At 60.8% G+C, this 26,443-nt stretch carries 26 protein-coding genes and 1 pseudogene; 18 read left to right on the plus strand and 9 right to left on the minus strand.

The features are described 5' to 3' along the window. The first annotated feature begins 8 nt into the window (after nucleotides 1-8). From nusB to B1781_RS05830, 4 genes are read left to right on the plus strand one after another with little or no spacing between them, the layout of a single operon-like run. Nucleotides 9-437: a transcription antitermination factor NusB gene (gene nusB, locus B1781_RS05815; protein ID WP_078118753.1), complete on the plus strand. Its 429-nt coding sequence runs from the start codon at nucleotides 9-11 to the stop codon at nucleotides 435-437. Nucleotides 438-446: 9 nt separating this feature from the next. Continuing rightward, a complete protein-coding gene (thiL, locus tag B1781_RS05820) occupies nucleotides 447-1,406 on the plus strand; it encodes a thiamine-phosphate kinase (protein WP_078118754.1) in 960 nt (319 codons plus the stop codon). Next, nucleotides 1,381-1,875, plus strand: a complete 495-nt coding sequence (locus B1781_RS05825) for a phosphatidylglycerophosphatase A family protein (RefSeq protein ID WP_078118755.1) — start codon at nucleotides 1,381-1,383, stop codon at nucleotides 1,873-1,875. The genes thiL and B1781_RS05825 overlap by 26 nt, the downstream gene beginning before the upstream one ends. Next, a complete protein-coding gene (locus B1781_RS05830) occupies nucleotides 1,872-2,522 on the plus strand; it encodes a retropepsin-like aspartic protease family protein (protein WP_078118756.1) in 651 nt (216 codons plus the stop codon). The genes B1781_RS05825 and B1781_RS05830 overlap by 4 nt, the downstream gene beginning before the upstream one ends. Nucleotides 2,523-2,530: 8 nt before the next feature. On the opposite strand, the gene folE2 is transcribed toward B1781_RS05830, so the two are convergent. The 3 genes from folE2 to B1781_RS05845 all read right to left on the minus strand — a co-directional run bounded on the left by folE2 (nucleotide 2,531) and on the right by B1781_RS05845 (nucleotide 4,690). Next, nucleotides 2,531-3,364, minus strand: coding sequence for a GTP cyclohydrolase FolE2 (gene folE2, locus B1781_RS05835; RefSeq protein ID WP_078118757.1), 834 nt, complete (start codon nucleotides 3,362-3,364; stop codon nucleotides 2,531-2,533). Between the two features lie 194 nt (nucleotides 3,365-3,558). After that, complete coding sequence (ispA, locus tag B1781_RS05840) at nucleotides 3,559-4,461, minus strand: (2E,6E)-farnesyl diphosphate synthase (RefSeq protein ID WP_078118758.1); 903 nt, start codon at nucleotides 4,459-4,461, stop codon at nucleotides 3,559-3,561. Continuing rightward, nucleotides 4,451-4,690 (minus strand): exodeoxyribonuclease VII small subunit, encoded by a 240-nt coding sequence (locus tag B1781_RS05845; protein ID WP_078118759.1) that lies wholly within the window; start codon nucleotides 4,688-4,690, stop codon nucleotides 4,451-4,453. Before B1781_RS05845 ends, ispA begins: the two co-directional genes overlap by 11 nt. A 97-nt stretch (nucleotides 4,691-4,787) precedes the next feature. Here B1781_RS05845 and B1781_RS05850 point away from each other — a divergent pair, with 97 nt between their 5' ends. From B1781_RS05850 to selD, 8 genes are all read left to right on the plus strand, one after another. After that, nucleotides 4,788-5,396 (plus strand): CNP1-like family protein, encoded by a 609-nt coding sequence (locus tag B1781_RS05850; RefSeq protein ID WP_164513267.1) that lies wholly within the window; start codon nucleotides 4,788-4,790, stop codon nucleotides 5,394-5,396. A 27-nt stretch (nucleotides 5,397-5,423) separates the two neighbouring features. Next, on the plus strand, nucleotides 5,424-7,310 hold the full coding sequence (gene parE, locus B1781_RS05855) for a DNA topoisomerase IV subunit B (protein ID WP_078118761.1): 1,887 nt from the start codon (nucleotides 5,424-5,426) through the stop codon (nucleotides 7,308-7,310). A 114-nt stretch (nucleotides 7,311-7,424) separates the two neighbouring features. Then, nucleotides 7,425-8,483, plus strand: a complete 1,059-nt coding sequence (locus B1781_RS05860) for a c-type cytochrome (protein WP_078118762.1) — start codon at nucleotides 7,425-7,427, stop codon at nucleotides 8,481-8,483. Then, the gene (locus B1781_RS05865) at nucleotides 8,480-8,962 is read left to right on the plus strand and encodes a DUF302 domain-containing protein (protein WP_078118763.1); all 483 of its coding nucleotides are present in this window, start codon (nucleotides 8,480-8,482) and stop codon (nucleotides 8,960-8,962) included. Before B1781_RS05860 ends, B1781_RS05865 begins: the two co-directional genes overlap by 4 nt. A 201-nt stretch (nucleotides 8,963-9,163) precedes the next feature. Next, a complete protein-coding gene (locus tag B1781_RS05870) occupies nucleotides 9,164-9,604 on the plus strand; it encodes a hypothetical protein (RefSeq protein ID WP_125931940.1) in 441 nt (146 codons plus the stop codon). After that, complete coding sequence (locus tag B1781_RS05875) at nucleotides 9,573-10,793, plus strand: hypothetical protein (RefSeq protein WP_334223891.1); 1,221 nt, start codon at nucleotides 9,573-9,575, stop codon at nucleotides 10,791-10,793. The genes B1781_RS05870 and B1781_RS05875 overlap by 32 nt, the downstream gene beginning before the upstream one ends. A 12-nt stretch (nucleotides 10,794-10,805) precedes the next feature. Further along, on the plus strand, nucleotides 10,806-13,250 hold the full coding sequence (locus B1781_RS05880) for a bifunctional diguanylate cyclase/phosphodiesterase (protein ID WP_078118764.1): 2,445 nt from the start codon (nucleotides 10,806-10,808) through the stop codon (nucleotides 13,248-13,250). 115 nt (nucleotides 13,251-13,365) lie between these two features. After that, nucleotides 13,366-15,627, plus strand: a complete 2,262-nt coding sequence (gene selD / locus B1781_RS05885) for a selenide, water dikinase SelD (protein WP_078118765.1) — start codon at nucleotides 13,366-13,368, stop codon at nucleotides 15,625-15,627. A gap of 5 nt (nucleotides 15,628-15,632) precedes the next feature. Here selD and B1781_RS05890 read toward each other — a convergent pair whose 3' ends face one another. Together B1781_RS05890 and B1781_RS05895 are read right to left on the minus strand one after the other, a co-directional pair. Continuing rightward, nucleotides 15,633-16,367 carry a ubiquinone/menaquinone biosynthesis methyltransferase gene (locus B1781_RS05890; RefSeq protein WP_125931941.1) on the minus strand — a complete coding sequence of 245 codons (735 nt, stop codon included), beginning with the start codon at nucleotides 16,365-16,367 and terminating at the stop codon, nucleotides 15,633-15,635. A gap of 116 nt (nucleotides 16,368-16,483) precedes the next feature. Continuing rightward, entirely contained in the window at nucleotides 16,484-17,350 is an 867-nt protein-coding gene (locus B1781_RS05895) for an amidohydrolase family protein (protein WP_164513268.1), read from the minus strand. A 92-nt stretch (nucleotides 17,351-17,442) separates the two neighbouring features. On the opposite strand from B1781_RS05895, the gene B1781_RS05900 reads away from it, so the two are divergent. Further along, entirely contained in the window at nucleotides 17,443-18,144 is a 702-nt protein-coding gene (locus B1781_RS05900; protein ID WP_164513269.1) for a hypothetical protein, read from the plus strand. A gap of 73 nt (nucleotides 18,145-18,217) precedes the next feature. Continuing rightward, entirely contained in the window at nucleotides 18,218-19,471 is a 1,254-nt protein-coding gene (locus tag B1781_RS05905; RefSeq protein ID WP_078118769.1) for an HDOD domain-containing protein, read from the plus strand. Nucleotides 19,472-19,505: 34 nt separating this feature from the next. Here B1781_RS05905 and aac(6') read toward each other — a convergent pair whose 3' ends face one another. Beyond that, nucleotides 19,506-19,967 carry an aminoglycoside 6'-N-acetyltransferase gene (gene aac(6') / locus B1781_RS05910; protein WP_078118770.1) on the minus strand — a complete coding sequence of 154 codons (462 nt, stop codon included), beginning with the start codon at nucleotides 19,965-19,967 and terminating at the stop codon, nucleotides 19,506-19,508. A gap of 74 nt (nucleotides 19,968-20,041) precedes the next feature. On the opposite strand from aac(6'), the gene B1781_RS05915 reads away from it, so the two are divergent. The 4 genes from B1781_RS05915 to B1781_RS05930 all read left to right on the plus strand — a co-directional run bounded on the left by B1781_RS05915 (nucleotide 20,042) and on the right by B1781_RS05930 (nucleotide 22,464). Next, nucleotides 20,042-20,683, plus strand: a complete 642-nt coding sequence (locus tag B1781_RS05915; protein WP_078121944.1) for an MBL fold metallo-hydrolase — start codon at nucleotides 20,042-20,044, stop codon at nucleotides 20,681-20,683. 29 nt (nucleotides 20,684-20,712) lie between these two features. After that, nucleotides 20,713-21,462, plus strand: a complete 750-nt coding sequence (locus tag B1781_RS05920; RefSeq protein ID WP_334223892.1) for a sulfite exporter TauE/SafE family protein — start codon at nucleotides 20,713-20,715, stop codon at nucleotides 21,460-21,462. A gap of 102 nt (nucleotides 21,463-21,564) precedes the next feature. After that, on the plus strand, nucleotides 21,565-22,119 hold the full coding sequence (locus B1781_RS05925; RefSeq protein WP_078118772.1) for a hypothetical protein: 555 nt from the start codon (nucleotides 21,565-21,567) through the stop codon (nucleotides 22,117-22,119). 12 nt (nucleotides 22,120-22,131) lie between these two features. Beyond that, nucleotides 22,132-22,464, plus strand: a complete 333-nt coding sequence (locus B1781_RS05930) for a P-II family nitrogen regulator (RefSeq protein WP_078118773.1) — start codon at nucleotides 22,132-22,134, stop codon at nucleotides 22,462-22,464. An 18-nt stretch (nucleotides 22,465-22,482) separates the two neighbouring features. On the opposite strand, the gene B1781_RS05935 is transcribed toward B1781_RS05930, so the two are convergent. The 3 genes and pseudogenes from B1781_RS05935 to B1781_RS05945 all read right to left on the minus strand — a co-directional run bounded on the left by B1781_RS05935 (nucleotide 22,483) and on the right by B1781_RS05945 (nucleotide 26,286). Continuing rightward, nucleotides 22,483-23,406, minus strand: a complete 924-nt coding sequence (locus B1781_RS05935) for an NAD-dependent protein deacetylase (RefSeq protein WP_078118774.1) — start codon at nucleotides 23,404-23,406, stop codon at nucleotides 22,483-22,485. Nucleotides 23,407-23,878: 472 nt separating this feature from the next. After that, nucleotides 23,879-24,637, minus strand: coding sequence for a PEP-CTERM sorting domain-containing protein (locus tag B1781_RS05940; RefSeq protein WP_164513270.1), 759 nt, complete (start codon nucleotides 24,635-24,637; stop codon nucleotides 23,879-23,881). 570 nt (nucleotides 24,638-25,207) lie between these two features. Next, nucleotides 25,208-26,286: pseudogene (locus tag B1781_RS05945) on the minus strand (IS5 family transposase). Nucleotides 26,287-26,443 lie beyond the last annotated feature (157 nt).

Genomic DNA, 26,443 nt, shown 5'->3' on the forward strand with positions numbered 1-26,443 from the left:
AGCGGGAAGTGAGCCGGCAGCGCAGCCGCGCACGCAGTCTGGCCATCCAGGCGCTGTACCAATGGCAGATGGCCGGCCAGGACATCTCCGCCATCATCAACCATTTCATGATCGAACAGGACGCCAAGAAGTTCGACACCGATTATTTTGCCGAACTGGTGCGCTCGGTGCCGACCCGTCTGGCCGAGTTGGACGCGGCGCTGGCGCCGTGTGTCGACCGCTCGCTCGAAGCAGTCGATCCGGTCGAGCGGGCGATTCTGCGCCTGGGTGCCTATGAACTGCTCGAACATCCCGAGATTCCTTATCGCGTGGTGATCAACGAGGCGGTGGAACTGGCCAAGACCTTCGGCGCCGAAAAAGGCCATCGCTATGTCAACGGTGTGCTCGACAAGGCCGCACGCTCGCTGCGCCCGATGGAGGCAGCGTCGCGGCGCTGACAGCCGGGCTTGGCCGAATCCGAGTTCGACCTGATCCGACAATTCTTCGCCGACGCCACGCCGGCACGTGATGACGTGTCCCTCGGCATCGGCGACGACTGCGCGCTGCTGCAGGTGCCGGTCGGCAAGGAACTCGCCGTCAGCATGGATACCCTGGTCGAAGGTCGGCATTTCGTCGCCGGTGCCGACCCCGAGGCGCTCGGCCACAAGGCGCTGGCGGTCAACCTCAGCGATCTGGCCGCGATGGGTGCCGAACCTGCCTGGGTGACCCTGGCGCTGACCCTGCCGAATGCCGACACCGGTTGGCTGGCCGCCTTCATGCGCGGATTCAGTCGGCTCGCTGCTGAATACGACGTCGACCTGGTCGGCGGCGACACCACTCGCGGGCCGCTGAGTATTACCGTGCAGGTTCACGGTTTTGTCGCGCCCGGCAGTGCGCTGCGGCGTGCGGGTGCGCGCCCCGGCGATCGCCTGCTGGTCAGCGGTACGCTGGGCGACGCCTCGCTGGCCCTCGCGCAGCTTCAATCGGGCAGTAGCGCCCCTGATCCCGCGCTGCAGCAGCAACTCGACAGGCCCGCGCCGCGCGTGACGCTGGGGCGGTTATTGGCAGGCCGGGCGAGTGCGGCAATCGACATCTCCGACGGCCTGATCGGCGATCTGCGACACATCTGCGCGGCGAGCGGGGTGGGTGCGCGCATTGACCTGGCGCGACTGCCGCTGTCGGATGCTGTTCGCCAAGCCTGCGATAATGGCGACTGGCGCCATCCCCTGGCCGGGGGGGATGATTACGAACTGCTGTTCAGTGTCGCCAAAGCCAAGGTCGCCGATCTGCTGGCGGACTGCCGCAAGGCCGGGCACGCGATACAAGAAATCGGCGTGCTGGTCGATGAACAAGGCATTGTGCTGGTCTACCCGGATGGCCACGAAAGCTTGGAGACCCCCGATGGGTTCGACCATTTCCGATCCTGAAACGCTGCCGAAACCGACCCCGGGAAACCCGGTGCATATGCTGGCGTTCGGCCTGGGTGCGGGCTGCACGCCCAAGGCGCCGGGCACCATGGGTACGATTCTGGCCGTGGCGTTCTATCTGCCGCTGTCGCATCTGTCGCTGGTTACCTACGGCGCGGTGTTGGCCGTGGTGATCGGCGTCGGCATCTGGTTGTGTGACAAGACCACCCGCGACCTGGGCGTACACGATCACCCCGGCATCGTGTGGGACGAGATCGCCGGTTACCTGGTGACGATGTTTGCCGCGCCGGCCGGCTGGTTGTGGATCGTGCTGGGTTTCGTGTTTTTTCGGCTGTTCGATATCTGGAAGCCCTGGCCGATCGGTTGGCTCGACCGTCAGGTCGGCGGTGGGCTGGGTATCATGCTCGACGATCTGGTGGCGGGGGTCTTCGCGGCTGCCTGCCTGCAACTGTTGGCGTTGTGGCTATGACGGTGCGGCTTCACCTGTTGGCACTGGCCGCCGTCGCGTTGCTGGCGGGTTCGGCCTTGGCCGGCCCTTCGGTTCAGGTTTTGGCCCTGTTCCCCGACAAGGCGATGCTGGACATCGATGGCAAGCGTAAGGTGCTGGCAGCGGGTCAGACCGGGCCTGCCGGGGTGCGTCTGATCAGTGCCTCGCCGGCCAAGGCGGTGGTTGAGATCGATGGCGAACGCCAGGAACTGAAGCTGGGTTCTCGCATCAGTGCGAACTACCAGAAGCGCGAGCGGCGTGAGATCCGTATTCTGAAAGACCCGCGAGAAGGCTACTTCGTCGACGGTTTGATCAATGGTCAGCCGGTGAACTTTCTGGTCGATACCGGCGCCACCAGCATCGCGATGAGTGAGCCGCAGGCCGAGCGCCTGGGTTTACAGCACCGGGTCGACGGTCGGCGTATCGGCGTGTCTACCGCGTCCGGCTTCGCCGAGGGTCACGAGGTGACGTTGCGTTCGCTATCGGTCAACGGTGTGCGTTTCGACAATGTGCGCGCCGTTGTGATCAGCGGCGATAGCCCGCGCAACGTGTTGCTGGGCATGAATGTACTCAAACGCTTCGACATCGATCAGCGCGAGAATCTGCTGATCCTGCGCACCAAGTACTGAGCGGCGATTTACTCGGCGGCTTTTTGTTCCGCTTCCTTGTCGCGCTCGATCAGGGCGTAGGCAGAGTGATTGTGGATCGACTCGAAGTTTTCCGCCTCGACGGTGTACGCGCAGATGCGGTCGTCGGCGTTCAGGCGGGCGGCCACGTCGCGCACCGTGTCTTCGACGAACTTGGGGTTGTCGTAGGCACGTTCGGTCACGTACTTCTCGTCCGGACGCTTCAGCAGGCCGTACAGTTCACACGAGGCCTCTTTCTCGACCAGGTCGATCAGTTCTTCGATCCAGACGAAATCACAGGTGCGCACAGTCAGCGTGACGTGTGAACGCTGGTTGTGTGCGCCGCGATCGGAAATGGATTTGGAGCACGGGCACAGGCTGGTCGTCGGTACGATCACCCGGATGTACATCTCGGGCTTGCCGTTGCGGATCTCGCCGATCAGGGTCACTTCGTAGTCGAGCAGGCTCTGTACACCGGAGATCGGTGCCTTCTTGTTGACGAAGAAGGGGAAGGTCATCTCGATATGGCCGCGCTCGGACTCGAGGCGATCGACCATTTCGCTGAGCATCTCCTTGAACGATTCGACCGAGATCTCGCGCTCGTGACTATTGAGGATCTGGACGAAGCGCGACATGTGTGTGCCTTTGAAATTGTGCGGCAGAAACACATACATGCTGAACGTGGCGACCGTGTGCTGTTCACCTTCGGTGCGGTCTTTCACGCGTACCGGATGGCGAATGTCTTTGATGCCGACCTTGTTGATGGCAATACGGCGGGTATCCGCGCTGCTCTGCACATCTTCGATCTCGGCACCGATTGTCGGTTTCGGATTGGCTACGGTCATGTCGAGTTCGCGGGACCCGGTCCCACCTCAATAGTTGAGTGATTTTCTCAGAATTATATCTGCCGCCGGCGTCACAACAAAACACCGCAAAAGGTGTGGCGGAGCCGCGTATTATCGCCCGCTAATGGAAAAGACGCCATCGCTATGTTTTGGGGGCGGATTAGTGGATCGGGGGCAGGCCCTGCCGACGTCCGCTAGCGCTTGCGGCCGATGATGTAGCGCGCCAATTGGCGCAGCGGATCGGCCGTTTTGTCGAACCCGGCGATGTTGTCGAGCGCTTCGTCGATCAGCCGGGCCGCCATGTCGCGTGCGCCGTCGAGGCCGATCAGCGCCGGGTAGGTGGCTTTGTCTGTCGCGGCGTCTTTGCCGCGGGTTTTGCCCAGGACAGAGGTCTCGCCCTCGATATCCAGCACGTCGTCATGCACCTGGAACGCCAGGCCGATGCAGCGGGCGAAATGTTCGAGGCCGGCAAGCCGGTCGTCGTGCGAGGCACCGGCCGCATAGGCGCCGAGGCGCACGCTGGCAACGATCAAAGCGCCCGTTTTGTGGATGTGCAGCGCTTCCAGCTGGGCCAGATCGATCTCCTTGCCGGTCGCCTCCATGTCGAGCGCCTGGCCACCGGCCATGCCGCGCGAACCGCTGGCATGAGACAGTTCGGCCAGCATGCGCAGCCGGTCGTGATGATCGACGCACAGGCTGTCGTCGTTGCACAACACCCTGAACGCCAGGGTCTGCAGTGCGTCGCCGGTCAGGATTGCGGTCGCCTCGTCGAAGGCTTTGTGGCAAGTGGCCCGGCCGCGCCGCAGGTCGTCGTCATCCATCGCCGGCAGGTCGTCGTGCACCAGCGAATAGGCGTGGATCAGTTCGACCGCGCAGGCCGCGCCGTCGAGGCATTCGGGCTGCGCGCCGAACGCCTGACCCGCGGCATACACCAGCACCGGGCGCACCCGCTTGCCGTCACCGAGTGTCGCGTAGCGCATCGCGCTGTGCAGCTTAGTGGGCTGTGTCGAATCGGGGGGCAGCCAGCTATCCAGTGCGCGTTCCACACGCACCCGGCAATCGCCGAGAAAGACCTGGAAAGCCGGATCAAGCGTCATTGTCGAACGGCTCGGTGGGCGCGTCGGGGGTATTGGCAGTGAGGATCTCGACCTTCTGCTCGGCCGCCTGCAGTGCCTGCTGGCAATGTTTTGTCAGCGCTATTCCGCGCTCAAAGGCGCCGAGCGACTCGTCGAGCGTCATCTCGCCGCCCTCCATTTTTTCGACCAGGGCTTCGAGCTCTGCGAGCGATTCTTCGAACGATGCCGGTTCGGTTTTCTTCTTGCTCATGCCGTTTCCTGTCAATGTGACTAAGCTAACGCAACGGAGCGTCCGGCGTAAACCCGACGGATGCAAGAAGGCGCCTTCGCGCGGTAAAATCGCCGCCATGACAAATACACTCGGATTTCGATGGCTGGCCGCCGTTATTACCGTCGCCGGCTTCACCTGTTTAATGCCTATGAACGCCGCGGCGAAGGATCTCATCATCGATCCTTATTACGAATACCGCGACGAAGTCAGCAAAGGCGAGTTCGAATACGACGACAGCCAGGACATCCCGTGGATCGAGAATGAGACGGAAGTGCTGGCGGTGCCGCAGCCGGACAATCTGAGCCAGATAAAGCTCGACCAGCTGCCGGAAGGCTTCACCCTGTTCATCGACAAATCGCGGATCGATGTCAACGAGAACGACGATGTGATCCGTGTCTGGTTGTGGATCCGTAGCCAGTCCGGTTCGGAAAGCGGAACCTTCGAAGGTTTTCGCTGTGCGACCGGTGAGAACAAGGTCTACGCCTACGCCAATCCGCAGCGCGATCCGCCGGTCACCAAGGCCAAGCGGCCGCGTTGGCAGTTCGTCAACGCCAACCGCAACGGCAACTACCGCTTCGAACTGATGAAAGACTATTTCTGCGGTATCCGCGGAACACGTACGGCAGGTGAGATTCGCGATTACCTGACCGGCGAGTTCCGCCGCGAATATTTCATGTCCCAGTAATCCACGCCCACGGGTATCCCTAGAACGATGAGCGCCTATGACGCCTCGGCCATCGAGGTATTGAGCGGACTTGAGCCGGTACGCAAGCGTCCCGGTATGTATACCGACACTACACGCCCCAACCATCTGGCGCAGGAAGTGATCGACAACAGCGTGGATGAGGCGATCGCCGGTCACGCCAAGAAGATCGAGGTAACACTCTACAAAGACGGCTCGATCGAGGTTAGCGACGACGGTCGCGGCATGCCGGTCGACATCCATCCGCAACAAGGTATTCCCGGGGTCGAGGTCATCCTGACCAAGCTGCATGCGGGCGGCAAGTTCTCGAACAAGAACTACCAGTTCTCGGGCGGTCTGCACGGGGTAGGCGTGTCCGTCGTCAACGCACTGTCGAAGCACCTCGAAGTGTGGGTCAAACGCGACGGCAAGGAATACAACATCGCGTTCGCCGACGGCGATAAAAAGTCGGACCTCGAAGAGGTCGGCAAGGTCGGTAAGAACAATACCGGCACACGCATACACTTCTGGCCTAATCCGAAGTATTTCGACTCACCCAAATTCAGCGTGCGCCAGTTGTGCCACCTGCTGCGCGCCAAGGCGGTGCTGTGCCCCGGCTTGCTGATCCGTTTTCAGCAGGAAGGCGAGGCCGAGGCCGACGAATGGTGTTACGAAGACGGACTGAAAGACTATCTGTGTGATGCGCTCAGTGGTTTGCCGATGCTGCCTGAAGAGGCCTTCGTCGGCAGCAGCAGCGGCAATGATGAGGCCGCCGATTGGGCGCTTGCCTGGCTGCCGGAAGGCGGCGAAGGTGTCGCCGAGAGTTACGTCAACCTGATTCCTACAGCGCAGGGAGGGACGCACGTCAACGGCTTGCGCACCGGGCTGACCGAGGCGGTGCGCGAGTTTTGCGAGTTTCGCAACCTGCTGCCGCGCGGCGTGAAGCTCGCCCCCGACGATGTGTGGGCCAACGTCAGCTATGTGTTGTCGGTGAAGCTGGTCGACCCGCAGTTCTCCGGTCAGACCAAGGAGCGGTTGTCGTCGCGTGAATGCGCGCCGTTCGTTACCGGGGTGGTCAAGGATGCGTTTGGCCTGTGGCTCAACCAGCATACCGAGATCGGCGAGCGGATTGCGGACATGGCGATCAACGCCGCGCAGGCGCGTCAGCGCGCCGGGCGCAAGGTGGTGCGCAAGAAGGTGACGCAGGGGCCTGCGCTGCCGGGCAAGCTGGCGGACTGCCTGTCGGACGACGCATCGCGCACCGAACTGTTTCTGGTCGAGGGCGATTCGGCCGGCGGTTCGGCCAAGCAGGCGCGCGATCGCAACTTCCAGGCGATCATGCCGTTGCGCGGCAAGATCCTGAATACCTGGGAGGTCGACTCGGCCGAGGTATTGGCGTCGCAGGAGGTGCACGACATCTCGGTGGCGATCGGTGTCGAGCCGGGCAGCGATGATCTTTCCAAGCTGCGTTTCGGCAAGGTCTGCATCCTGGCCGACGCCGATTCCGACGGTGCGCATATCGCGACCCTGCTGTGCGCACTGTTCGTGCGCCACTTCAAAAAGCTCGTTCAAGAAGGGCACGTGTACGTTGCGATGCCGCCGCTGTTCCGCATCGATGTCGGCAAGCAGAAGTTCTACGCGCTCGACGACCACGAGCGCCAGGGCGTGCTCGATCGCATCGCCGCCGAAAAGGTCAAAGGCAAGATCAGCGTGTCGCGTTTCAAGGGGCTGGGCGAGATGGACCCGGCGCAGCTGCGTGAGACCACCATTCATCCGGACACGCGTCGTTTGGTCCAGTTGATCGTGGAGTCGGGTGACGACACCAATCAGATCATGGACATGCTGCTCGCCAAGAAGCGCGCCTCCGACCGCAAGGCCTGGCTGCAGGAGCGCGGCGATCTGGCCGACGTATCGTGATGGCGGGCGCCAAATCGGCGCTTTCTGACCCGCCTCAAGCTATTAGGTCTAAACTTTTCCATCAGTAGCCGCTAATATTGCGATGCAATAAATGCTGACTTGCGGGTTTGAAGGATGAGTTTGCGACGTTACCTGGTCCTTGCGGGCGCCCTGTTGTCGGGGATCGGCAGCCCCGCGTTGCTGCTGGCCGCGCCCAACGGCCAAGCGTTGTATGAAGAACACTGCAGCGCCTGTCATCAGATGGAAGGCCAGGGCGGTATCGGTCTGCCGCTGATGAATGCCAAGCTCTCGGATGTTTCCGACCTGTACCTGCGCAAAACCATCCGTCTGGGGCGCCCCGGCCGCGTGATGCCGGCCTTTCAGAAGATGAGCGACGCACAGGTCGATGCGATCGTGAAATTCCTGCGTGACAGCTCCGGTACGGTGGCGCGCACCTTCACCGACGAACCGGTCGTCGGTGACGCAGCCAATGGCGAAAAGCTCTACACCGAGAACTGCGTGAAATGTCATGGCGAAGATGGCAGCGGTGAAGGCGAGGGTACCGGTGTGACGCTGTCGCGCGAGCGCACGTTCCTCGTCATGCCTGCCTCTATCTCCAACAGCGGATTCCTGGCTTCGGCGTCGGATCAGATGATCAAGCAGGTGATCATCAATGGTCGCCGGCTCTCCGGCATGCCGTCGTTCGGCCATGATCGATTGCAGGAATCCGAGATCAACGACCTGGTCGCCTATGTGCGCTCGTTCGAAGAACAGGAACGTCAGGTCGAGGCGCTCGACGAAGATGAACGTCCGACCCATGTCTACGAGTCGCCGTACGACTTCGATACCACCGTGAGCAACGTCAAGGCTGCATTGACCGGTGCCAACTTCCGCATCTTCCCCGACCGCTACATCGAGCAGGGCCTGGTCGATGAGTTCAGCATGAACACGCGCCAGGTTGGCGTGCGCTTCTGCAACTTCAACGTGATGTACGGCATGTTGAAGATCGAGCCGCGGCTCGGCACCGTGTTGCCCTGTCGAATCAGCATTCTGGAGCGCAAGGACGGCAGCGTTCTGCTCGTCGTGCCGAATCTGCGTGTCGTCTCGCGCTGGTTCAACAACGATGAACTGGTCGGCCTGTGGGACCGCATGGAAGAGACATTCACTGAGATCGTCGACGAGGTGACCCTATGATCCGTCGCCTGAGTTTCGTTTGCTTATTGCTTGGCGCATTGTTCATTCCTGCGATTGCGCAGGCGGACAATATGCTGATGGGTCGGATGCCGCTACGTGCCGAGATCGTTCTTGAATACCTCAAAGAGAGTATCGAGGAACACGGCTACACGATCGCGCATCTGCAACTGTGCGACGGCGGCATGAAAGATTTCGGCTACAAGTCGGACTTCTATCGCGTCGTGTTTTTCGGTAAGGCCGATGAGGTGCGACACCTCACTGAGAAATACCCGGAAATCGTGTCGTACCTGCCGTTGAAGATGGCGGTGATCGCCGAAAAAGATGAAACACTGCTGGCGATCATGAACCCGGAGGCGCTCGCGCCTTACTTCCCCGGTCAGGAGATGCAGATCCAATTGGGTCGTTGGCACAGCGATCTCGTCAGTATCTTCGACGAAGTCCGTCGCGAGACCGCCCAGCACAAACCGATCGGCCAATAGACCTCTGCCGTACGCCATCCCCCGGCGCTCGCAATGAGCGCCCGCAGCCGCCTTGGTTGCTGTTTTGACGCTTTGTCCTAATATTTCTGAGGGATTTCGTTAACAAGTCTGGCGAGAGGGGAGCGACAAGCGTGGGCGCGCGACGGTTACCAACAGGCACACGGGTGTGCCGGTCGAGCTGACGGCCACCGCGCAGTCATCGTGTTTATACCTTCAATCAACGCCCGACTGCCTGCCATCCTCGGCCTGTTCCTGACGATAGGCTGTTCATCCTGCGTGGTCGCTGAACCCGTCGCCATCGCCAATTCGTCTGTTGGTTTGGATGCCGTGTCGCTGAATACCGCGCGCCTGGTGTTCAGTCACCAGCTCGCACAATGGCCAAACGGTACCGAGGTACGCGTTTTTGTGCTGCCCGATAATCATAATGTTCACCGGACGTTCGCCAAACACACCCTGAGTCTGTATCCACGACAGCTCCGGCGGGTTTGGGATCGCCAGGTGTACACGGGTACCGGACAGGCGCCGGAAACGGTCGCCAATGAGCAAGAGATGTTATACAGGATTGCCACAACGCCAGGTGCCGTCGGGTACCTGTCGAGCGAGATGATCGATGAAACGGTACACAAACTTTCTGTTCGCTAGGGCTGTGCTCGGGCTCACCATCGCCTCGGTGTTGGCCGGCGTGCCCGCGGCGTGGGCGGAAGGCAGTACGGCCAAGGACGACATCCAGGTACACGGTTTCATTACGCAAGGCTACGTCGATACCAGCGACAACAGTTTCTTCGGCGACAGCGAGGACGGCAGTTTCGAATTCACCGAGATAGGGATCAATGCATCGTACAAGGTCACGCCATCGCTGCTGCTGTCCGGCCAATTGCTGTCGCGTCGTGCCGGTGACATGTATGATGGTTCGCCAACGGTTGACTACGCGTTGATCGACTGGAATTTCGAGAATACCGAAGACCACTCGTACGGCGTGTTGGTCGGTCGGGTCAAGAACACCCTCGGCCTGTACAATGAGACCCGCGATGTGGCGTTTACGCGGCCGAGCATCTTTCTACCGCAGCAGGTCTATTTCGACGCGGTGCGTAACTTGTTCCTGTCGTCGGACAGTGTGCACCTGTACGGCAAGTGGCATACCGACCTCGGGCAGTTGCACGTAAACGTCGGTGTGGGCCAGGGGTCGGTCGACAAGAACGTCGAGATCTCCTATCTGGGCACCGACTTCGGGGGAGAACTGGAACCGCGCGGCGCATCGTACCTGGCCAGTGCGATGTTCGAGTCGGCCAGCGGCAGCTGGCGGTTTGGCGTGAGTGCCGCCAAGAGCAAGATGGAGTTCGATCGCGACCGATTCGATCCGATCGGGTCGGGTGATCTGGATTTCCTGTATTGGGTGGTTTCCGCTCAATACAACGCCGAGCGCTGGAGCCTGACGGCCGAATACATGGAAGAGCCGGTGGATTTCGATAATTTCGGTCCACCGCTGGATCTCAAAGACAGTACCGTCCAGGGGTACTATCTGCAAGGGAGCTATCTGATACGTGATGATCTGGAGTGGGTGGTCCGCTACAGTGAAGGATACAGTGCAAAGGACGATCACCGTGGCCGCGAACAGTCAGCACTTTCCGGAGGCTTGTTGCCGCCGTCCAACTTCTTTCAAAAGGATTGGATGGTTGGATTGCGCTGGGATGTCACACCCAGCTTCATGCTGCGTGCCGAGTATCAATGGAGTGACGGTACCTGGACATTATCGACCAGAGAGAATCCCGACCCGCTGGCCAGAGACCGCGATTGGGAGATGTTTTCGTTCCTCGCCTCGTATCGCTTTTGAACGGGATCGCTGATGGACGAACAACGCGAGGAGCGTCCGCAGAAGACGCCACGTTTTGTCAGCCTGAAGTGGAAAGTGGGCATCGTTGTCAGCGTGGTGCTCATCGTCGTCAATTCGCTGATCATCTACGTCGCCTACCGTCAGTCGAACGAACAGTTCTTTCAGCAGAAGCGTGACCTGCTGCATCAGCAGCAGCGAACCATCTCCGGTTTGCTACAGCGTGACTATGATTTGCTGACCAGCTTCGCCAGCTTTATTCCACTGCTCGGCGATCATTCGCAGGCGGCCAGCGAAGACGAACGCTTGCGTGCCGTTCTCGACCGCCATAGCGCTTTGTTGGGTCTGGAGTGGGGCATCACTTCGCTGTCTTTCTTCGATAGCAGCACGCGGCTGCGTTATGCCTGGGCGAGCAACTATGATCGCGAAGGGCATGCGCGGCTCGCCCGGCAGGCCGCCGAAACAGACGCACCGGCCGGGCGTATCGACTGCACACAAAATTGCGTGCTGACACTTGCCGTACCGCAACTCGAAGGCGCATTGCGCGGCGGTGTGTTGGTGTTGAGCCGTTCGATCGCCGACGGCATCCTGCACTTTCAGCGACTGTCGGGTTCCGAGGTCGCCGTGCTGGTACAGCAGCCAAGGCAGGCCGACTCTGCCGGGCAGAATCGGCAGCGTTATCTTGCACGCTGGCAGGTCGCGGTGCCGGCACTGTCGCACCCGGCCATCACCTACGATGTGCTGCAGTTGCTCCAGCAACGTTATACCTTCGACGAACTGACCGACGAGACGGTGTTTGTCCAGCTCCGCAACCAGTGGTTTGCCTGTCTGCTCGGCCATGACCGGGCGGCCGGCGAGGGCACGGCGTTTCTGGTGGTCAGTCCGATCAGCAACGACCTGGCGCAACTCGATCAGGCCAATCGCATCATCGTGATTGCCGGTGTGTTTGGTCTGATCGCGACCGGTGCGATCCTGATGCTGTTCCTGTGGAAGCCGATGAACCGCATCCGCCAGCTGGTTACCGCATTGCCTGCACTCGGACGAAGCAAGTTCGAAGCGTTGCGCGATGCCTTGCCGGTGCGCAGCGGCAACATCGTCGCCGACGAGATCGATGTGGTGGTGGACTCGGTACAGCATCTTGCCGACGATCTGGAAACCGCGCTCGAGGCGCGTACCGAGGCCGAGCAGAACCTCGTGTGGCTGGCGGATCACGATCCGCTGACCAACCTGTTCAACCGCCGGCGGTTCCAGGAGATCTTCGATCGTATCCTGGCGCTCGGCGTGCGCTATCAGCGCACCGGCGCCTTGCTGTTTCTCGACCTCGACCAGTTCAAGTTCGTCAACGACCTGAGTGGCCACCAAGCCGGTGATGCCTTGTTGTTGCTGGTGTCGAGCGCCCTGCGCGATACGGTACGCCACTCCGACATCCTGGCCCGCCTCGGCGGTGATGAATTCGCCCTGGTGCTGCCGGAAAGCGGCGCCGAAGAAGCGATCTACATGGCGAACAAGTTGCAGCATGAGATGAAGCTGCTCGATTTTTCGTCCAGCGGCCGGATGCACAAAGTGAGCTGCAGTATCGGTATCACCTTGTTTCCCGATCACGGCAAGAACCTGAACGATCTGCTGGCCAACGCCGACATGGCGATGTATCAGGCCAAGGAGGCCGGCGGCGGTCGCTGGCATATGTACTCGCCCGATGAGCTCGCCAAGGAACTGCTGGCGTCGCGGGCGAAGTGGCGTGAACGCATCAACCAAGCTTTGATCGAGGATGCATTCGAACTGCATTACCAGCCGATCTACGATATTCGTGAACATCGGGTCACGCGCTATGAAACGCTGGTGCGCATGCGCGACACCAAGGGCGATCTGGTCTTCCCCGACAACTTCATTCCGGTCGCCGAGCAGTCCGGCCAGATCCACGAGATCGACCGTTGGGTTATTCGCAAAGCCATCGACCGCATCACCGAGAACACCAAGCTGTCGCTGGCGGTCAACCTGTCGGGCCGCGTGCTCGATGATCCTTCGCTGCTGGTCTGGTTCCAGCGACAGCTTCAGGAAAGCCGCATCGATCCATCCAACCTGATCGTCGAAATCACCGAAACCGCAGCGGTGGCCAATGTGCAGGATGCGATTTCGTTCATGCGCGAGATCAAGGCATTGGGCTGCCGTTTCGCGCTCGATGATTTCGGCAGCGGTTTCTCCTCGTTTGCCTATCTGAAGCAGCTGCCGGTCGACATCGTCAAGATCGATGGCGCCTTCATTCAGAACCTCAAGAGCAGTGAAGAAGACCAGCTGTTCGTCAAGGCGTTGACCGATGTGGCGAAGGGGCTGGGCAAGGTGACGGTGGCCGAGTTTGTCGAAGATCTCGATACCTTGATCCTGCTCGAGGCATTCGGTGTCGATTTCGCCCAGGGTTACCACATAGGCCGGCCGTCGCCTGAGATGGCTGTCGTGCTGTGAAATTTGCTTACCGGCGTGCGCGCGCTGGTGCACATGTCGCGGCACCGTTGCCGTACAGCGACTGCCTGCCTGATGTCCGACCATCACGTTTAATGCCACGATCACAGTAAACGCCATGCAGTCTCCCGCAACACCCATCGTTCACGACCTTGTGTTGGTTGGCGGAGGTCATGCGCACGTCGCGGTCTTGAGGCGCTTCGGCATGCAACCGATGCCGGGCATTCGTCTTACCTTGATTACGCGCGATATCCATACCCCCTACTCGGGCATGCTGCCCGGCTATATCGCCGGACACTACGACTACGACGATTGCCACATCGATCTCGCACCGTTGGCCAGGTTCGCCGGTGCACGCTTGATTCATGCGACGGTCGATCGCCTCGACCTCGAACGCAAGCTGGTGTTTGCCGGTGATCGGCCGGGCATTCGCTACGACGTGCTGTCGATCAATATCGGTTCGCGGCCGCAGACGATCGGTGTCGAAAGTGCGCAAGACCACACCCTGCCGGTCAAGCCGATCGACCGCTGGCTTGCGGCCTGGACGCGATTGCAGGAGAGGGTGGCAACGAGCGATGGGCCGTTTCGTATCGCCATCGTTGGTGGCGGTGCCGGCGGCGTCGAACTGGCGCTGGCGACACAATATCGATTGACGCGCATGCTCGAACGTCAAGGCGACGACCCGGGCCGGCTGCAGTTCATGTTGATCACTGCGGCCGACGAGGTGCTCGATACCCACAGCGCCGGGGTGCGGCGACGCTTCCGGCGAGTGCTCGAGCAGCGCGGCGTCGGTGTGTACACGGGACGGCGTGTCAGCCGGGTCAGCGACACTTGTCTGGCGGACGACAGCGGCACCGAGTATCCGGCCGATGCCGTGATGTGGGTCACCGACGCGGCGGCGGCCGCCTGGCCCGGTGAGGCCGGCTTGGCAACCGATGAACACGGATTCATCCGACTGAATTCGCATCTGCAGTCGCTCAGCCATCCCGAAGTCTTTGCCGCCGGCGATATCGCGGCGATGATCGATCCGCGGCCTAAATCAGGCGTGTTCGCGGTACGCCAGGGCCCGGTGCTGACGGAGAACCTGCGACGCTACATCGCAGGCGATCCGCTGAAGGTGTATCACCCGCAACGCGACTTCCTCGGCCTGATCAGTACCGGAGACCGCTACGCCGTCGCGTCGCGCGGTCGCTGGTCACTCGAAGGCAAGTGGTTGTGGACGCTCAAGGATGGTATCGACCGTCGCTTCATGCAGCGGTTCACCGAACTGCCGGCCATGCCTGCATTGGATGTCTCTGTGAAGTTGGGCGGCGTCGCCGATCAGCAGGCCATCGAAACGTTATCGGCCGCAGCGATGCGTTGCGGCGGTTGTGGGGCCAAGGTCGGCAGCGACACCCTGGCGCGGGTGATCGAACAGCTTCCACCACAGCCGACCGCTGCGGTCGAGATCGGCCTGGATGCCCCGGACGATGCAGTCGTGTTCCGCGTGCCCGAGGGCAAGGCGTTGGTGCAGAGCGTCGACTATTTTCGCGCATTCATCGACGACGCCTTCGTGTTCGGCCAGATCGCGACCAACCATGCCTTGGGGGATGTGTTCGCGATGGGGGCCGAGCCGCACTCGGTATTGGCGATCGCGACCGTGCCCTATGCGGCGGAGGCGGTGGTGGAAGATACCTTGGCCAACCTGCTCGCCGGTACGCTCGAGATGCTGGCACATACCGGGGCGGTGCTGGCCGGCGGCCATTCGGGCGAGGGCAGCGAGCTGGCATTCGGCTTGGCGGTCAACGGCCTGGTCGATCCCGACGCGGTATTGCGCAAGGGCGGGCTGCAGCCGGGAAACGCCCTGATACTGACCAAACCAGTTGGTACCGGCACCCTGTTGGCGGCCGATATGCGAGGGCGCGCCAAGGGGCGCTGGATTCAGGCGGCGATCGACAACATGCTGCTGTCAAACCAGGCGGCAGCACAATGTCTGCGGCGCTACGCCGTCACGGCCTGCACCGACGTGACCGGCTTCGGCGTTGCCGGTCACCTGGTCGAGATGCTGACTGCGTCCAACGTAGCAGCGCGACTGCATATCGATCGCCTGCCGGTGTTGGGCGGCGCGGCAGAAACGGTTGCGGCCGGGATCTTTTCTTCGCTGCAGCCGCAGAATATCCGGCTGCGCAGGGCGGTCGCGGATGTCGAGCAAGCCTCGCGCAATCCGAAATACCCTTTGCTGTTCGATCCGCAAACCGCCGGCGGTCTGCTCGCGGGTGTACCGGCAGACAAGGCCGACGACTGCGTTGCCGCGTTACACGAGCTGGGCTATGCGTCGGCCTGCGTCATTGGCGAGGTCAAGCCGATGGTTGCTGGATGCCAGACGATAGAGATCGATTGACCAGGCTACTTGCTTGCGCTGTGCAATGCGACGATGCCGAAGGTGAGATTGTCGAACGTTACGTCGCGAAAACCGGCGTTTTCGATCTCGCGTGCAAACTGCGTCTGATCGGGGAAGTCGTGCACCCCTCGTAGCAGGTAGTCGTAGGCGCTGCGATCTCCCTTCGTGACCCAGAGGGCAATGAGCGGCACGCACAGGCGCATGTACGCCAGGTAGGCGCTGTGTACCAGGCGGTTGGGTATGCGGGCGGCTTCAAGACAGAAGAATCGGCCGCCGGGTTTGAGAACGCGATGGGCGGCGGCGAGGACATCGTCGCGGTTGCAGATCTTCATTGCGAAAGAGATCGACAGGATGTCGACCGATTCGTCGGCGACTCCGTCGAGGTCGTGGGCATTGAGCTCGCGATACTCGCACTCAACGCCGTTGCGCAGGGCTTTGCGCTCGGCCACTGCGAGCATCTTGCTACACAGATCACCGAGCACGATGTGCTTGTTGGGCCTTGTGCGGGCGGAAGCGTCGAGCAGTTTGGCGACGCGAAGTCCGATGTCGCCCGTACCCGCTGCCACGTCGAGAAGATTTTCGCCGGGCGTGGCGGCGATCACCTTGGCGAGTGATGATTTCCAGTAACGATGGGCGTACAGGCTGAACAGGTCGCATAGCAGATCGTAGGATTCCGCCATGCGGCCGAAGATATCGTCGGCGGCATCGAACGACGCGGCGTTCTTGGAGTTGTCGGTCATGCTCTGCACCTCCTGTGTGCGCCTTGTTCCCCTGCGGCCGGGCAGTACCCGAAACGGGTCACCTGTGCCGATCTATCCGTGGCTTGTCGCGTGATCCTGCGAGACCTGCCCGTTCACTACCGGCGACCCAGCGCCGTGGTTTGTCGAAAGAATCGCTGAGCATTGTCCCAACGGATCGCCTTCGCCTTATCGGCGGGTAATGTGTCGAGCCAGTTGCGATGAAACGACAGGAATCTGTGCAGTTCCTGCCAACCCGTGTCCGGTTCATCCCAGGGGTTGAGTTGTTCGACCGGCCAGACCGGATCGGAACCTACCATGAATCGATCGGCGTGTTGCACAATCAAGGCACGCCATTCCGCTTTCAACTCGCCTTGTTCATCGACGATCGGATTGCCGCGATGTCTCCAGGGGTCACGGGCCGAAAGCTCGGCCTGCACGTTCGGACAACCGTCGAGGACACGTTCGACTTCTGCCGGGCTCAGCATGGAACCGGCATGCGCCCACAGAAAGCGTGTGTTCGGGAACGCCTGGCACATCGCCAGCGTGTAGTTGGCGCGTGAGAATTCGGTGTGAATCAGCACCGGCACATCGAACTCGGCGGCGAGTTCGAACAGACCGGCAATCACCGGGTTCTTCCAGTGGCTGATAAAGCCACCGATCATGTGCACCTCGCCGATGCCGCGATACTCGCCCGACGCCAGCGCTTTGCGCACGCGGCGCAACAGTCCGTCGTCGTGGTGCCAAGTCGACCATTCGCCCGGGATACGGTACAGGCCGTAGATCGGCACCACCGTTTCCGGGGCGAGTTCATGCAGTTCGAGCGCGAGTTCAGGCGGTGTGCCGGTAACCACTGCCAGCCCGACGTTCTCCTGTCGCAGAATGCCGATCGCCGCTTGCGGAGAAGTGACTTCTTTCTGATTCCACTTCCAGTGCAGGTGTATATCAGCCAGCGGTGGGGCCGCCAATAGTGCAACGGGAGACAAACATAACAGCGCGCCAAGTATCCAGCGGCGTCTTCGACGGTTCGACATATCGTGACTTCCTCGTGGATCGGAATATTGGCTAAGGTTAGGCCATGAGATTGCCACAGCAACATGGGATACCCAACCGGCTTGGTGCTGTGCTGCTCGCATTGTCGGTCGCGGCCGGCGGCGCGATCGCGGCCGGGCAGGATGCCGACGATTGGCCGGATTGGGTGGACGAACAGGAGCGTATGCGGGCCCGCATTGCCCAGGTCAACGAAGGCGAGCTGGCTTTCCTGCGTGGTAAGCCGGCGAATGGTGTGCATCACCACGTCAACCGGGTGGCGATCAGCGAACAGTCGCTGCGGGATGGTTGGGTGGTGTTGGAGCAGTGCCATGACAACCTGGATCGGGTACCGATGGCGGAGATCATGTTCAACCCCAAGCGACTGCGGGCACTCGACGTCATCAGCTCGCGCAATATCGATGCGGCCTATGTCGAGGGCAATACCGTGCAGTTGCGCGGTGTGAAAGGTGATTCACAGGTGTGCGTGCGCGCCGAGACCCAGGCCCTGCACATCGTTGGAGACGGGGTGTTCGAGCTGCGCAACGGTCCGTTCATGCGACGCTTTCTCGATGGCTACTACCCACTGCATCTGTCGATGCGGGTCGATTATCCGGTGTCGCTGGCGCTGGCGGATTTCACACCGGAAGCCCAGCCGGGCTTCAGCGTCGTGCAACGTCCGGGGCGGGTAGATGTCGAGGCCTTGTTCGAAGGCCAATTGCGAACCCGGCTGCGCTTCTTTGCGGACTAACGCGGCGATCACGCCGCTACTGGCCCGAGCGCTTACAAATTAAACTCCTATTTGCGCGTGCCGCTATGCTGGCATGAACGCAACCACAGCCACTGAATTTCTGCGCCGCATCCCGCTGCTGGCCACGCTGCCCGATTGGCAGTTCGATCTGGTGGTCGAGGCCGCCCAGCCGGTCGAGGCACAGGAAGGCGCGACATTGATCACCCGCGGCACAGACGACGGCTTTACCTACTTTCTCACGCACGGTGATATATCGCTCGACTCTGCCGACGGTGTGGTGCGCCAGATCGAGGTGACGCCGGAAACGCGCATCCAACCCGTCGCCAACCTGAGACCGCGGATGTTCGGTGTGACTGCGCTGAGTCGGGTACAAGCGGTGCGCATCCCCGACCTGGTACTCGCCGCCGCCGGTTTCGACCATCCGTCGCAAGAGGATGGGGAAGCCGCGACGGCCGACGACGCCGGCAAGCAACAACGCGATGAGATCGACAGCAAGCTGGGTTTTCGACTCTACCAGGACCTGCGTGCCAACAACCGCGTGCTGCCGACACTGCCCGACCTGGCGTTGGCGGTACGCAAGGCGATCGACGCTGAAGAGAGCGACGCGCGCAAGATCGCCCGCCTGGTCGAGACCGACCCGGCGATGGCTGCGAAATTGGTAAAGGCCGCGAACAGCGCCATGTATGCGGGATCGGGCAATGCCAAGACCTGTTCGGCGGCGGTCGTGCGCCTGGGTATGGATACGACCAAGCAACTGGTACTGACGTTCGCGCTCAAAGACGTTTTCAAGAGCCGCGACGAATCGAGCCGCCGGCAGATGCAGGCCCTATGGAAACACAGCGCCGAGATCGCCGCGCTGTGTTTCGTCATCGCCCGCGAGAGCGGTCTGGTGCAACCGGAAGAGGCGTTGCTGGCGGGGCTGGTGCACGACGTCGGCATCATCGCGATCCTGAACTACGCGCAACAGTATCCGCAGCTGATGAACGATCCGCACCTCGTGCAGCAGACGATCAAGCGTCTGCGCGGCGAACTCGGTGCAATGATCCTGCGTGATTGGCGATTCTCACCGTCTGCCGTGTCGGCCGCGCGCGATGCCGAGAACTGGTCGCGACGCCACCATCGCGAGGCAGACCTCAGCGATCTGTTGATCGTTGCGCAGTTTCATGAACGCCTGCGGTACGACAAGGTGGACGAATTGCCGCCGATGCAGGAGATCTCGGCGATCCATCGCGTGCTCGGTGACGAGGCGTCGGTCGAGAAGAGTCACGAGTTGTTGCGCGCTGCGCGCGAACACATCGATGAGATGCAGAGCGTGCTGAGCAGTTGAGACGGCGTCGCGCAACCAAGGGGCGCGCGATCCTTCAATCCAGCGGTTTGCGAAAGAACACGACGCGCTCGGTTTCCTCGAAACCCAATGCGCGGTGCGCGGCCTGGCTGACGGCGTTGTCCAACAGCGCATCCGAGGCCATCTCGGTACACCCCAGCGATTTCACCCAGTCTTCGACACGCGCCACCAGGCGCCTTGCCACCCCTGCTTGTCTGGCATCTTCGCTGACGTAGATCCCCTCGAGAAAACCGACGGGCAAGGTCTCGGTGCCGTTGACGAAGTCGTAGCGAATCGACGCCTCGGCAAAGCCGAAGGTGTCGCCCGACGGCGATTCGGCGACAAACGCCGCGAAGCGTTCCGGGTTGGCACACCATGCCCGCATCTCGTCCAGATGGGTGGCTTCCGGGCAGCTTGGCCAGAGCATTTTGCGCAGCGATAACCAGCCCGGTTCATCGTGTGAATAGCAACGTCTGACGGTGATTTCTACATGGTTCATGGCGTGGCGAAACGCGCTTGCGTTGGAGTGTGCAGATGCATGACATCATGACAGACACGCGTTACGCTTGCGCGATGGAAGTTCGCATCATCCCGGTCACGTCGTTCGAGCAGAATTGCTCCCTGTTGTGTTGTGAGTCGAGCGGCAAGGCCGCCCTGGTAGACCCCGGGGGCGACCCGGAGCGCATCAAGGCCGCGATTGAAGAGAGCGGTTTCACGGTCGAGAAGATCTTCGTGACCCACGGGCACTTCGACCATGTGGGCGCGGTGAAGGTACTGGCGCGCGAACTTCAGGTGCCGATAGAAGGTCCGCAGGAAGACGATCTCTTTCTGCTCGAAACCCTGCCGCAGTGGTGCAGCCAGTTCGGGTTTCCACCGGGCGAGAGTTTCGTGCCCGACCGCTGGTTGAAGCAAGGTGACCAGATTGCCTTCGGTGACCAGACGCTCGATGTGCACCATTGCCCCGGCCACACCCCCGGGCACGTGATCTTTCACCATCGACCGACCAGGATCGCGATCGTTGGCGACGTGATCTTCAAAGGATCGATCGGTCGCACCGATTTCCCAAGGGGCGATCATCCGACCTTGCTGGCATCCATTCGCGAGCGTATCTGGCCGCTGGGTGACGACGTCACGCTGTTGCCCGGTCACGGGCCGACGACCACGATTGGCGACGAGCGCCGCCACAACCCCTTTGTTCAAGGCGGCTACGGCTGACAGCCTGCAAGCGGATATAGAGCGCGTCGATGAGTGGGCTGGAGATGCTGGCTGCCGCTGCAGCGGTGTTCGCTGCCTACCTGGTGCGAGGGGTATCGGGTTTTGGTTCGGCACTGATCGCGGTGCCGCTGCTGGTGCATGTGTTTCCGCTGACGTTCGTCGTGCCGTTCATGGCCGTGATGGATGTGATAGCGGCGGTGTTTCTGACCGGCGCCGGGCTGCGCGACAGACGGGTGCGCTGGCGTGAGGTCGGCTGGCTGATTCCGACCACGGTTGCAGGTATCGCGATCGGCCTGCTGTTGCTGGTGGGTATGGATGGGCAGGCACTGCAACTTGCCCTCGGCATCTTCGTTGTGGCGTTCGGTCTGCGCAATCTGCTTGGCCTGCAGGCGCACAAGATCGTGTCGCCCTGGTGGTCCATCCCGGCTGGCCTGGTAGGCGGCGGTATCGGCGCAGTGTTTTCGACCGGCGGTCCGCCGTACGTGATCTACCTGAGCCACCGGCTTGCCGACAAAGGCGAACTGCGGGCGACCATGTCGGCCATATTCCTGCTCGATGGCAGCATCCGTATCGTCGGCCTGTTGATCGCCGGGTTGCTGCTGCAGCCGCAACTGGGCTGGTTTCTGCTCGCCGGTCTACCGTTGATGGCCGCCGGTTTGTATGTAGGTCATCACATCCATGTCGGTCTCAGCCAGCGCCAGATGACGATCGTTGTCGCCCTCTTGCTGCTCGTCAGTGGCGGTTCGTTGATCTACCGGATGTTGCCGGATTTCTGGTAGGCGGTCGTCAAGCGATTGCCGGCTGCAGCGTGCCGTGCAGTGCGAACTTCGCAGCGCTGTGCGAAAGTGTGTCGCAACGAGTCAGCGATTGGGGCGCACCCGGTGGATATCAAAGTCATAGCCGTAGTTGTAACGATTCTGTTGGCGATCACCGGTTATCTGTACAACTACAGCCAGAACCTGCTCTCTGAGCGGCGCAAAGAGCGCCTGAACCTGCTCAATCGACAACTCAACGACTTCTACGGGCCTTTATATATCCTGACGCAATCGAGTCGGGCGTCGTTGGTCACCTTGCGCCAACGGCTCGGTGGTGTGCAGGTGTTCAAGGACGCCAAACAGCCGACCGATGCCGAGCTCGACGAATGGCGTGTCTGGGTCAAAGCGGTGCTGATGCCGATCAATGAAAAGATCGAGACGGTCATCGTCAACAACGCGCACCTGATCCGCGAATCGGAGATGCCGCGTTGCCTGCTGACATTCATGTCGCATATGTCGAGTTATCGCGCCATCGTCAGCAAGTGGGATGCCGGCGATTTCAGTGAGTTTCTGTCACCGATCGAATTTCCGAAAGACCTCCATCAATATGCCGAGCAGAGTTACCAGGCGATAAAGAATGAACAGGTGAAGCTCCTCGGAAGCCGCAACGGTACACAATAGGAGAAATGAGCAATGTACATGCTGATGGCCATCATTCAGCCGTTCCGTGTCGACGACGCCATACAAGAGCTACAAGAAGTCGGTGCGAGGGGGGTGACCGTGCAGGAGGTCAAAGGCTTCGGCCAGCAGCGAGGCCATGGCGAGGTCTATCGCGGATCGGAATATGCGTGTGACTTGCTGCCCAAGGTGCAGTTGACGGTGCTGGTCGGCGACAGCGATTTGGACAGGACGAAAGAGGCCATCGCGCGCGCGACGCAAACCGGGCGGATCGGCGACGGCATCATGTGGGCAGTGCCGTTCGACAACTATGTGCGCATCCGAACCGGCGAAGCGGTCAGCGACTGACCTGAACTCAGCAGTGCGTCAGGTGCCGGTCGGCGCATCCTGGAGGTAGGGCAGGGCGTCTTCGAATCGGCGTTCGACTTTCACGCTGATGAGGTCGTCGGCGCGCGTCCTGCCCGGATTGATCGCCGCGATCGGGATGTCGTTCTCGGCTGCGATACGGCAGAAGCGAAACCCCGAATACACCATCAACGACGATCCGATCACCAGCAAGGCATCTGCTCGATGCAGGGCGGCGACGGCCGCATCGACCCTGGCCTTCGGGATCGTTTCTCCGAAGAACACCACGTCCGGTTTCAACATGCCGCCACAGGCGGGACAGGGCGGAACGCGAAATCGACTGAAGTCGACATTCTCCAGGTAGGCGTCGCCGTCCGGCGCGATGTCGGCGGTACGCTCGGCAAACTCGGGGTTATCGTCGATCAGTTGCTGTTGAAAGCCGTCGCGCTCAATCCGCGTGCCGCAGTCGAGACAGGTAATCCGGTCGAGGCGACCATGCAGGTCAATGACGGCCTGTGATCCGGCGCGCTGGTGCAGGCGATCGACATTCTGCGTGACCAGTTGTTCGATCCTGCCCGAGTGCTCCCAATCGGCCAGCGTGTAGTGGCAGCTGTTGGGCTCGGCGCGAGTGAACCAGCGCCAACCCACCAGGCTGCGTGCCCAGTAGCGCTGTCGTGTGTGTTCGCGCTTGACGAAGTCCTGGTATTGCACCGGCGCCGGTCGTTTCCATTCGCCGCGCTCGTCGCGGTACTCGGGTATGCCCGAGCCGGTGCTCACCCCGGCGCCGGTGAGTGCGAAGAGGCGGGGATGACGTTCGAGGAACGCTCTCAACTCGTCGATGGCAGCAGTCTTGTCCAAGGATCGTCCGTCGGTCGCCAGCAGGTATTGTCGACGATGATAAGGTAGACCGGACACTCCGTCGGTAGCGACGTTCAGAACAGCCATGTCTTCTACCGAAAACGATGATCGCGTACCGCCCTTTGCGCAGATGCCTGCCTGGGTGCGTTGGATCGCCCAATATGGCAAGTAGCTCGCTGCAGGGACAGCTACATTTGACCCTGGACTCTAAACCGAACCGCTACTCAACATGGGGTAACGTCGCAGCGACGAAAATGTAAAGTCTACGGCCTCCCCCAGATAAGGGATGACCTCGAAGGAGGCGCAAACAACACATATAGGTTGCATTGTCGAAGCGTCGAACCGACATGCTGGGGGATGTAAAGTTGTTGGACAGGTGTTCCTGCCTGCAAACGCTGGAGTTGCCGAGCGCTTCTACAGAATTGGCTGCGCAAGGAACCGGGTGACGGCACAGCGCCTTTCCCTGATTGATGTGCATGCGAACTGTGTGGAAGCTCTACCAGTCCTTGAGTAAAGCACTTCTTCCTACGGCGTAAGCGAGGCGTTGCGCTCGTGGTGCTTAGGGCTGGCCCCGTTGCCTTCGACACTCCGAACGCAGCCTCGCCAGCCCGGCCACACCAAGAGCAAGTAACACAAGGGGGGCCGGTTCGGGCACATGTGTAATTTGGATGTTGTCGAGCAGCAAACCTGAGTTGACCGTTGGGTCGAAGTCCAGAGCGTCAACGATAGAGAACGTGAGCAGGAAGTCGCCACTCGTTGGGAACTGGTAAGAGAATCGCCAGTACTGCGGACCGAACTCATACATCGGGTCGGCGAAGCTCGATTCGTACAGTGGCAGATCCAACGCGGGGCCGGTGAGCGGTGCGCCGGCGCCGCACAAGGGGAAAAAGAGCTCGGCATTCAAGCTGACAAAAGCGTAGTCGTTCGAGATGCCGTCCGGACAGCCCCATTCCCCTCCGACGGTGTACTCGAACGTTAGGACGTCGCCGGCGCGGACCGAGATAGGCCGCCAAAATAGACCGGCTTCGTACCAAGCAGCGTAGATGCCGTCTGGGAAGAGCAGGTCTGGCGGTTCGGGGTATGAGACGCCCCAGACAGGAGCTGGATCCCCCGGGACGGTACCACTCCCACCGTCGGAAGCGAGATAGCTCCCACCGGGTACGCCGTTGACGATGTACGCTTGATGCTGCCCGGGTGACCCCACGACGTCGGTGTAGCCAGACCAATTCCAGCCTTCCAAAGTCCCGTTCTCGAAGTCGCCATTGGTGATCGTCGCGGCTCGCAACGAAACAGATGAGAGTAGGCCTACGATTGCCACAACGAGTCTCCGAAGAAATCTAGCGTTCATCGCTACCGTCCCTTTGCAGTTGGAAGTTGACACGCGTGAAATGGTGTTGAGCGTACATCATAAGTTGGCTTTATTCGTCCGCTTACCCATGACAATACGCTTTGCAATGCAATTCGGATTCCAATAGTCCGTACGGTATCTGACGACGAAATACGCGTAGGTAAGGAAGTTGTATGGGGGTAGATAGAGTCTTCTTGGATAGGTCACGCCTTCTGACGCCGACGAGCGTTGAAAAAAACTTGTCGATACGGTCATACGTGTAATGTAAAAAGCGTTGACAGTTCCCGGGTGGTCCAATAAACCTTCAAATGTAAACGCGCTACAGATTGAGATGCGCGCGAAGGGAGGGGTGTCATCATGGAACCACTATTTCATATCTAAAGAGCAGTTAGCAGGCCGTTGAAATTGACCCCGATTTCGCTGTTGCATCGCTGGCCGAGTGAAATCGGTGGCTGTTTTCGAGGACGGAGTTGACCTCCGGTACTCGATGCGCTGAAAAAACCGACCAACAGACGGACTGCTCCCTTGACACCCGGATCATCAGCACGACACCACCCCGAGATAGCGCATCCGAACCAGGTTGTACGTCGCCATCGTCAGGACAAATTGGAAGTCCAGCTTCTCGCGGCCGACGAACCGGCTCTTGCGCAGGCCACCGACGGTCTTGGCCCAGCCAAAGCATTCCTCGATGCGTTTGCGGAAGCACTGGCTGGCGGCGTAGCCGGGGTGGCGGGTGGTGCGCCCATCGATCGCCGTCGGACAGTTGCTGGTGTTCTGTGCGACATGCGGCGTCACGTTGACGCAACGCAACTCGTCGATCCAGCCGCGGGTGTCGTAGTTTTTGTCCGCGCCCAGTGTCACGCGGTGCGTGCCACCAAGCGCTTGAACCATATCGACAGCGGCCTCACGTTCGGCGGTGCCGGTGGCTTGGGTCACTTGGGCATCAACCACCGGGCCGTGGCGGTTCTCCATCAGCAGATACCCCAGATAGGCCAGCTTCGATTCTGAACCCTTGGTCTTCTTGAACAGCAGGGCATTCTTGTCGGTCTTCGATTTATGCGTGTCACGGCGGCGTTTTTTGCCGTGGAAATGCGACCACTGCCACTCGGCGGGCCGTCTTCGTCTTTCGAGCGATAGCTCTTCAGCGAGGCCAGCGCCTCGATCAGCGTGCCGTCGACGCTGAAGTGCTCCTTCGACAGCAGACCAGCCTGATCTGCTTGACCCAGAACCAGGGCGAAGAAGCGGCGCGCGACCTTGCCATCGAGCAGTCGGTCGCGGTTTTTGGTGAAGGTCGATTGGTTCCAGACCGCGTCGTCCATCGAGAAGCCAACGAACCAGCGGAACAGCCGGTTGTAGTCGATCTGCCCCATCGACTGCCGCTCGCTGTGGATCGTGTAAAACGCCACCAGTAACTGTGCCCGCAGCAGCCTCTCGGGCGGAATCGAGTCCCGACCTGAATCGGCGTACAGTGCGTTGAAGTCCTGATCCAGTTCCCGCAGCGCCGCATCGGTCATCGCCCGAATCGGGCGCAACGGATGATCCTTCGGCACTCGCGATTCCGGGCTGACCGTGCTGAACAGGGAATCTTGCTGAATATCGGGGCCGCGCGTCGTGTCAATTGTCGTACTTACTGAATGGCCGCTCTCTTCGCCGTCAGGCAGGGAGTTTCAACAGCCTGCTAGTTCTGGGCTCGGCAAAGGTTTGACCGAACTAGGTAAAGATCAGCGTTTGGCAGAAGCAGCTACCGTGGACATTAGTGCTGCTGTCAAATAACTT

It is taken from the genome of Thiosocius teredinicola (assembly GCF_002009425.1).
Classification (GTDB): Bacteria; Pseudomonadota; Gammaproteobacteria; order Chromatiales; family Chromatiaceae; genus Thiosocius; species Thiosocius teredinicola.

Coding starts and splice junctions, on each gene's coding strand:
- B1781_RS05915 (WP_078121944.1), top strand. CDS start 20,042: ATGGAAGTTCGCATCATCCCGGTCACGTCGTTCGAGCAGAATTGCTCC.
- B1781_RS05935 (WP_078118774.1), bottom strand. CDS start 23,406: ATGGCTGTTCTGAACGTCGCTACCGACGGAGTGTCCGGTCTACCTTAT.
- B1781_RS05830 (WP_078118756.1), top strand. CDS start 1,872: ATGACGGTGCGGCTTCACCTGTTGGCACTGGCCGCCGTCGCGTTGCTG.
- B1781_RS05875 (WP_334223891.1), top strand. CDS start 9,573: ATGAAACGGTACACAAACTTTCTGTTCGCTAGGGCTGTGCTCGGGCTC.
- B1781_RS05845 (WP_078118759.1), bottom strand. CDS start 4,690: ATGAGCAAGAAGAAAACCGAACCGGCATCGTTCGAAGAATCGCTCGCA.
- B1781_RS05850 (WP_164513267.1), top strand. CDS start 4,788: ATGACAAATACACTCGGATTTCGATGGCTGGCCGCCGTTATTACCGTC.
- B1781_RS05825 (WP_078118755.1), top strand. CDS start 1,381: ATGGGTTCGACCATTTCCGATCCTGAAACGCTGCCGAAACCGACCCCG.
- B1781_RS05905 (WP_078118769.1), top strand. CDS start 18,218: ATGAACGCAACCACAGCCACTGAATTTCTGCGCCGCATCCCGCTGCTG.
- B1781_RS05880 (WP_078118764.1), top strand. CDS start 10,806: ATGGACGAACAACGCGAGGAGCGTCCGCAGAAGACGCCACGTTTTGTC.
- B1781_RS05900 (WP_164513269.1), top strand. CDS start 17,443: ATGAGATTGCCACAGCAACATGGGATACCCAACCGGCTTGGTGCTGTG.
- B1781_RS05860 (WP_078118762.1), top strand. CDS start 7,425: ATGAGTTTGCGACGTTACCTGGTCCTTGCGGGCGCCCTGTTGTCGGGG.
- B1781_RS05920 (WP_334223892.1), top strand. CDS start 20,713: ATGAGTGGGCTGGAGATGCTGGCTGCCGCTGCAGCGGTGTTCGCTGCC.
- folE2 (WP_078118757.1), bottom strand. CDS start 3,364: ATGACCGTAGCCAATCCGAAACCGACAATCGGTGCCGAGATCGAAGAT.
- selD (WP_078118765.1), top strand. CDS start 13,366: ATGCAGTCTCCCGCAACACCCATCGTTCACGACCTTGTGTTGGTTGGC.
- B1781_RS05890 (WP_125931941.1), bottom strand. CDS start 16,367: ATGACCGACAACTCCAAGAACGCCGCGTCGTTCGATGCCGCCGACGAT.
- parE (WP_078118761.1), top strand. CDS start 5,424: ATGAGCGCCTATGACGCCTCGGCCATCGAGGTATTGAGCGGACTTGAG.
- ispA (WP_078118758.1), bottom strand. CDS start 4,461: ATGACGCTTGATCCGGCTTTCCAGGTCTTTCTCGGCGATTGCCGGGTG.
- B1781_RS05930 (WP_078118773.1), top strand. CDS start 22,132: ATGTACATGCTGATGGCCATCATTCAGCCGTTCCGTGTCGACGACGCC.
- B1781_RS05865 (WP_078118763.1), top strand. CDS start 8,480: ATGATCCGTCGCCTGAGTTTCGTTTGCTTATTGCTTGGCGCATTGTTC.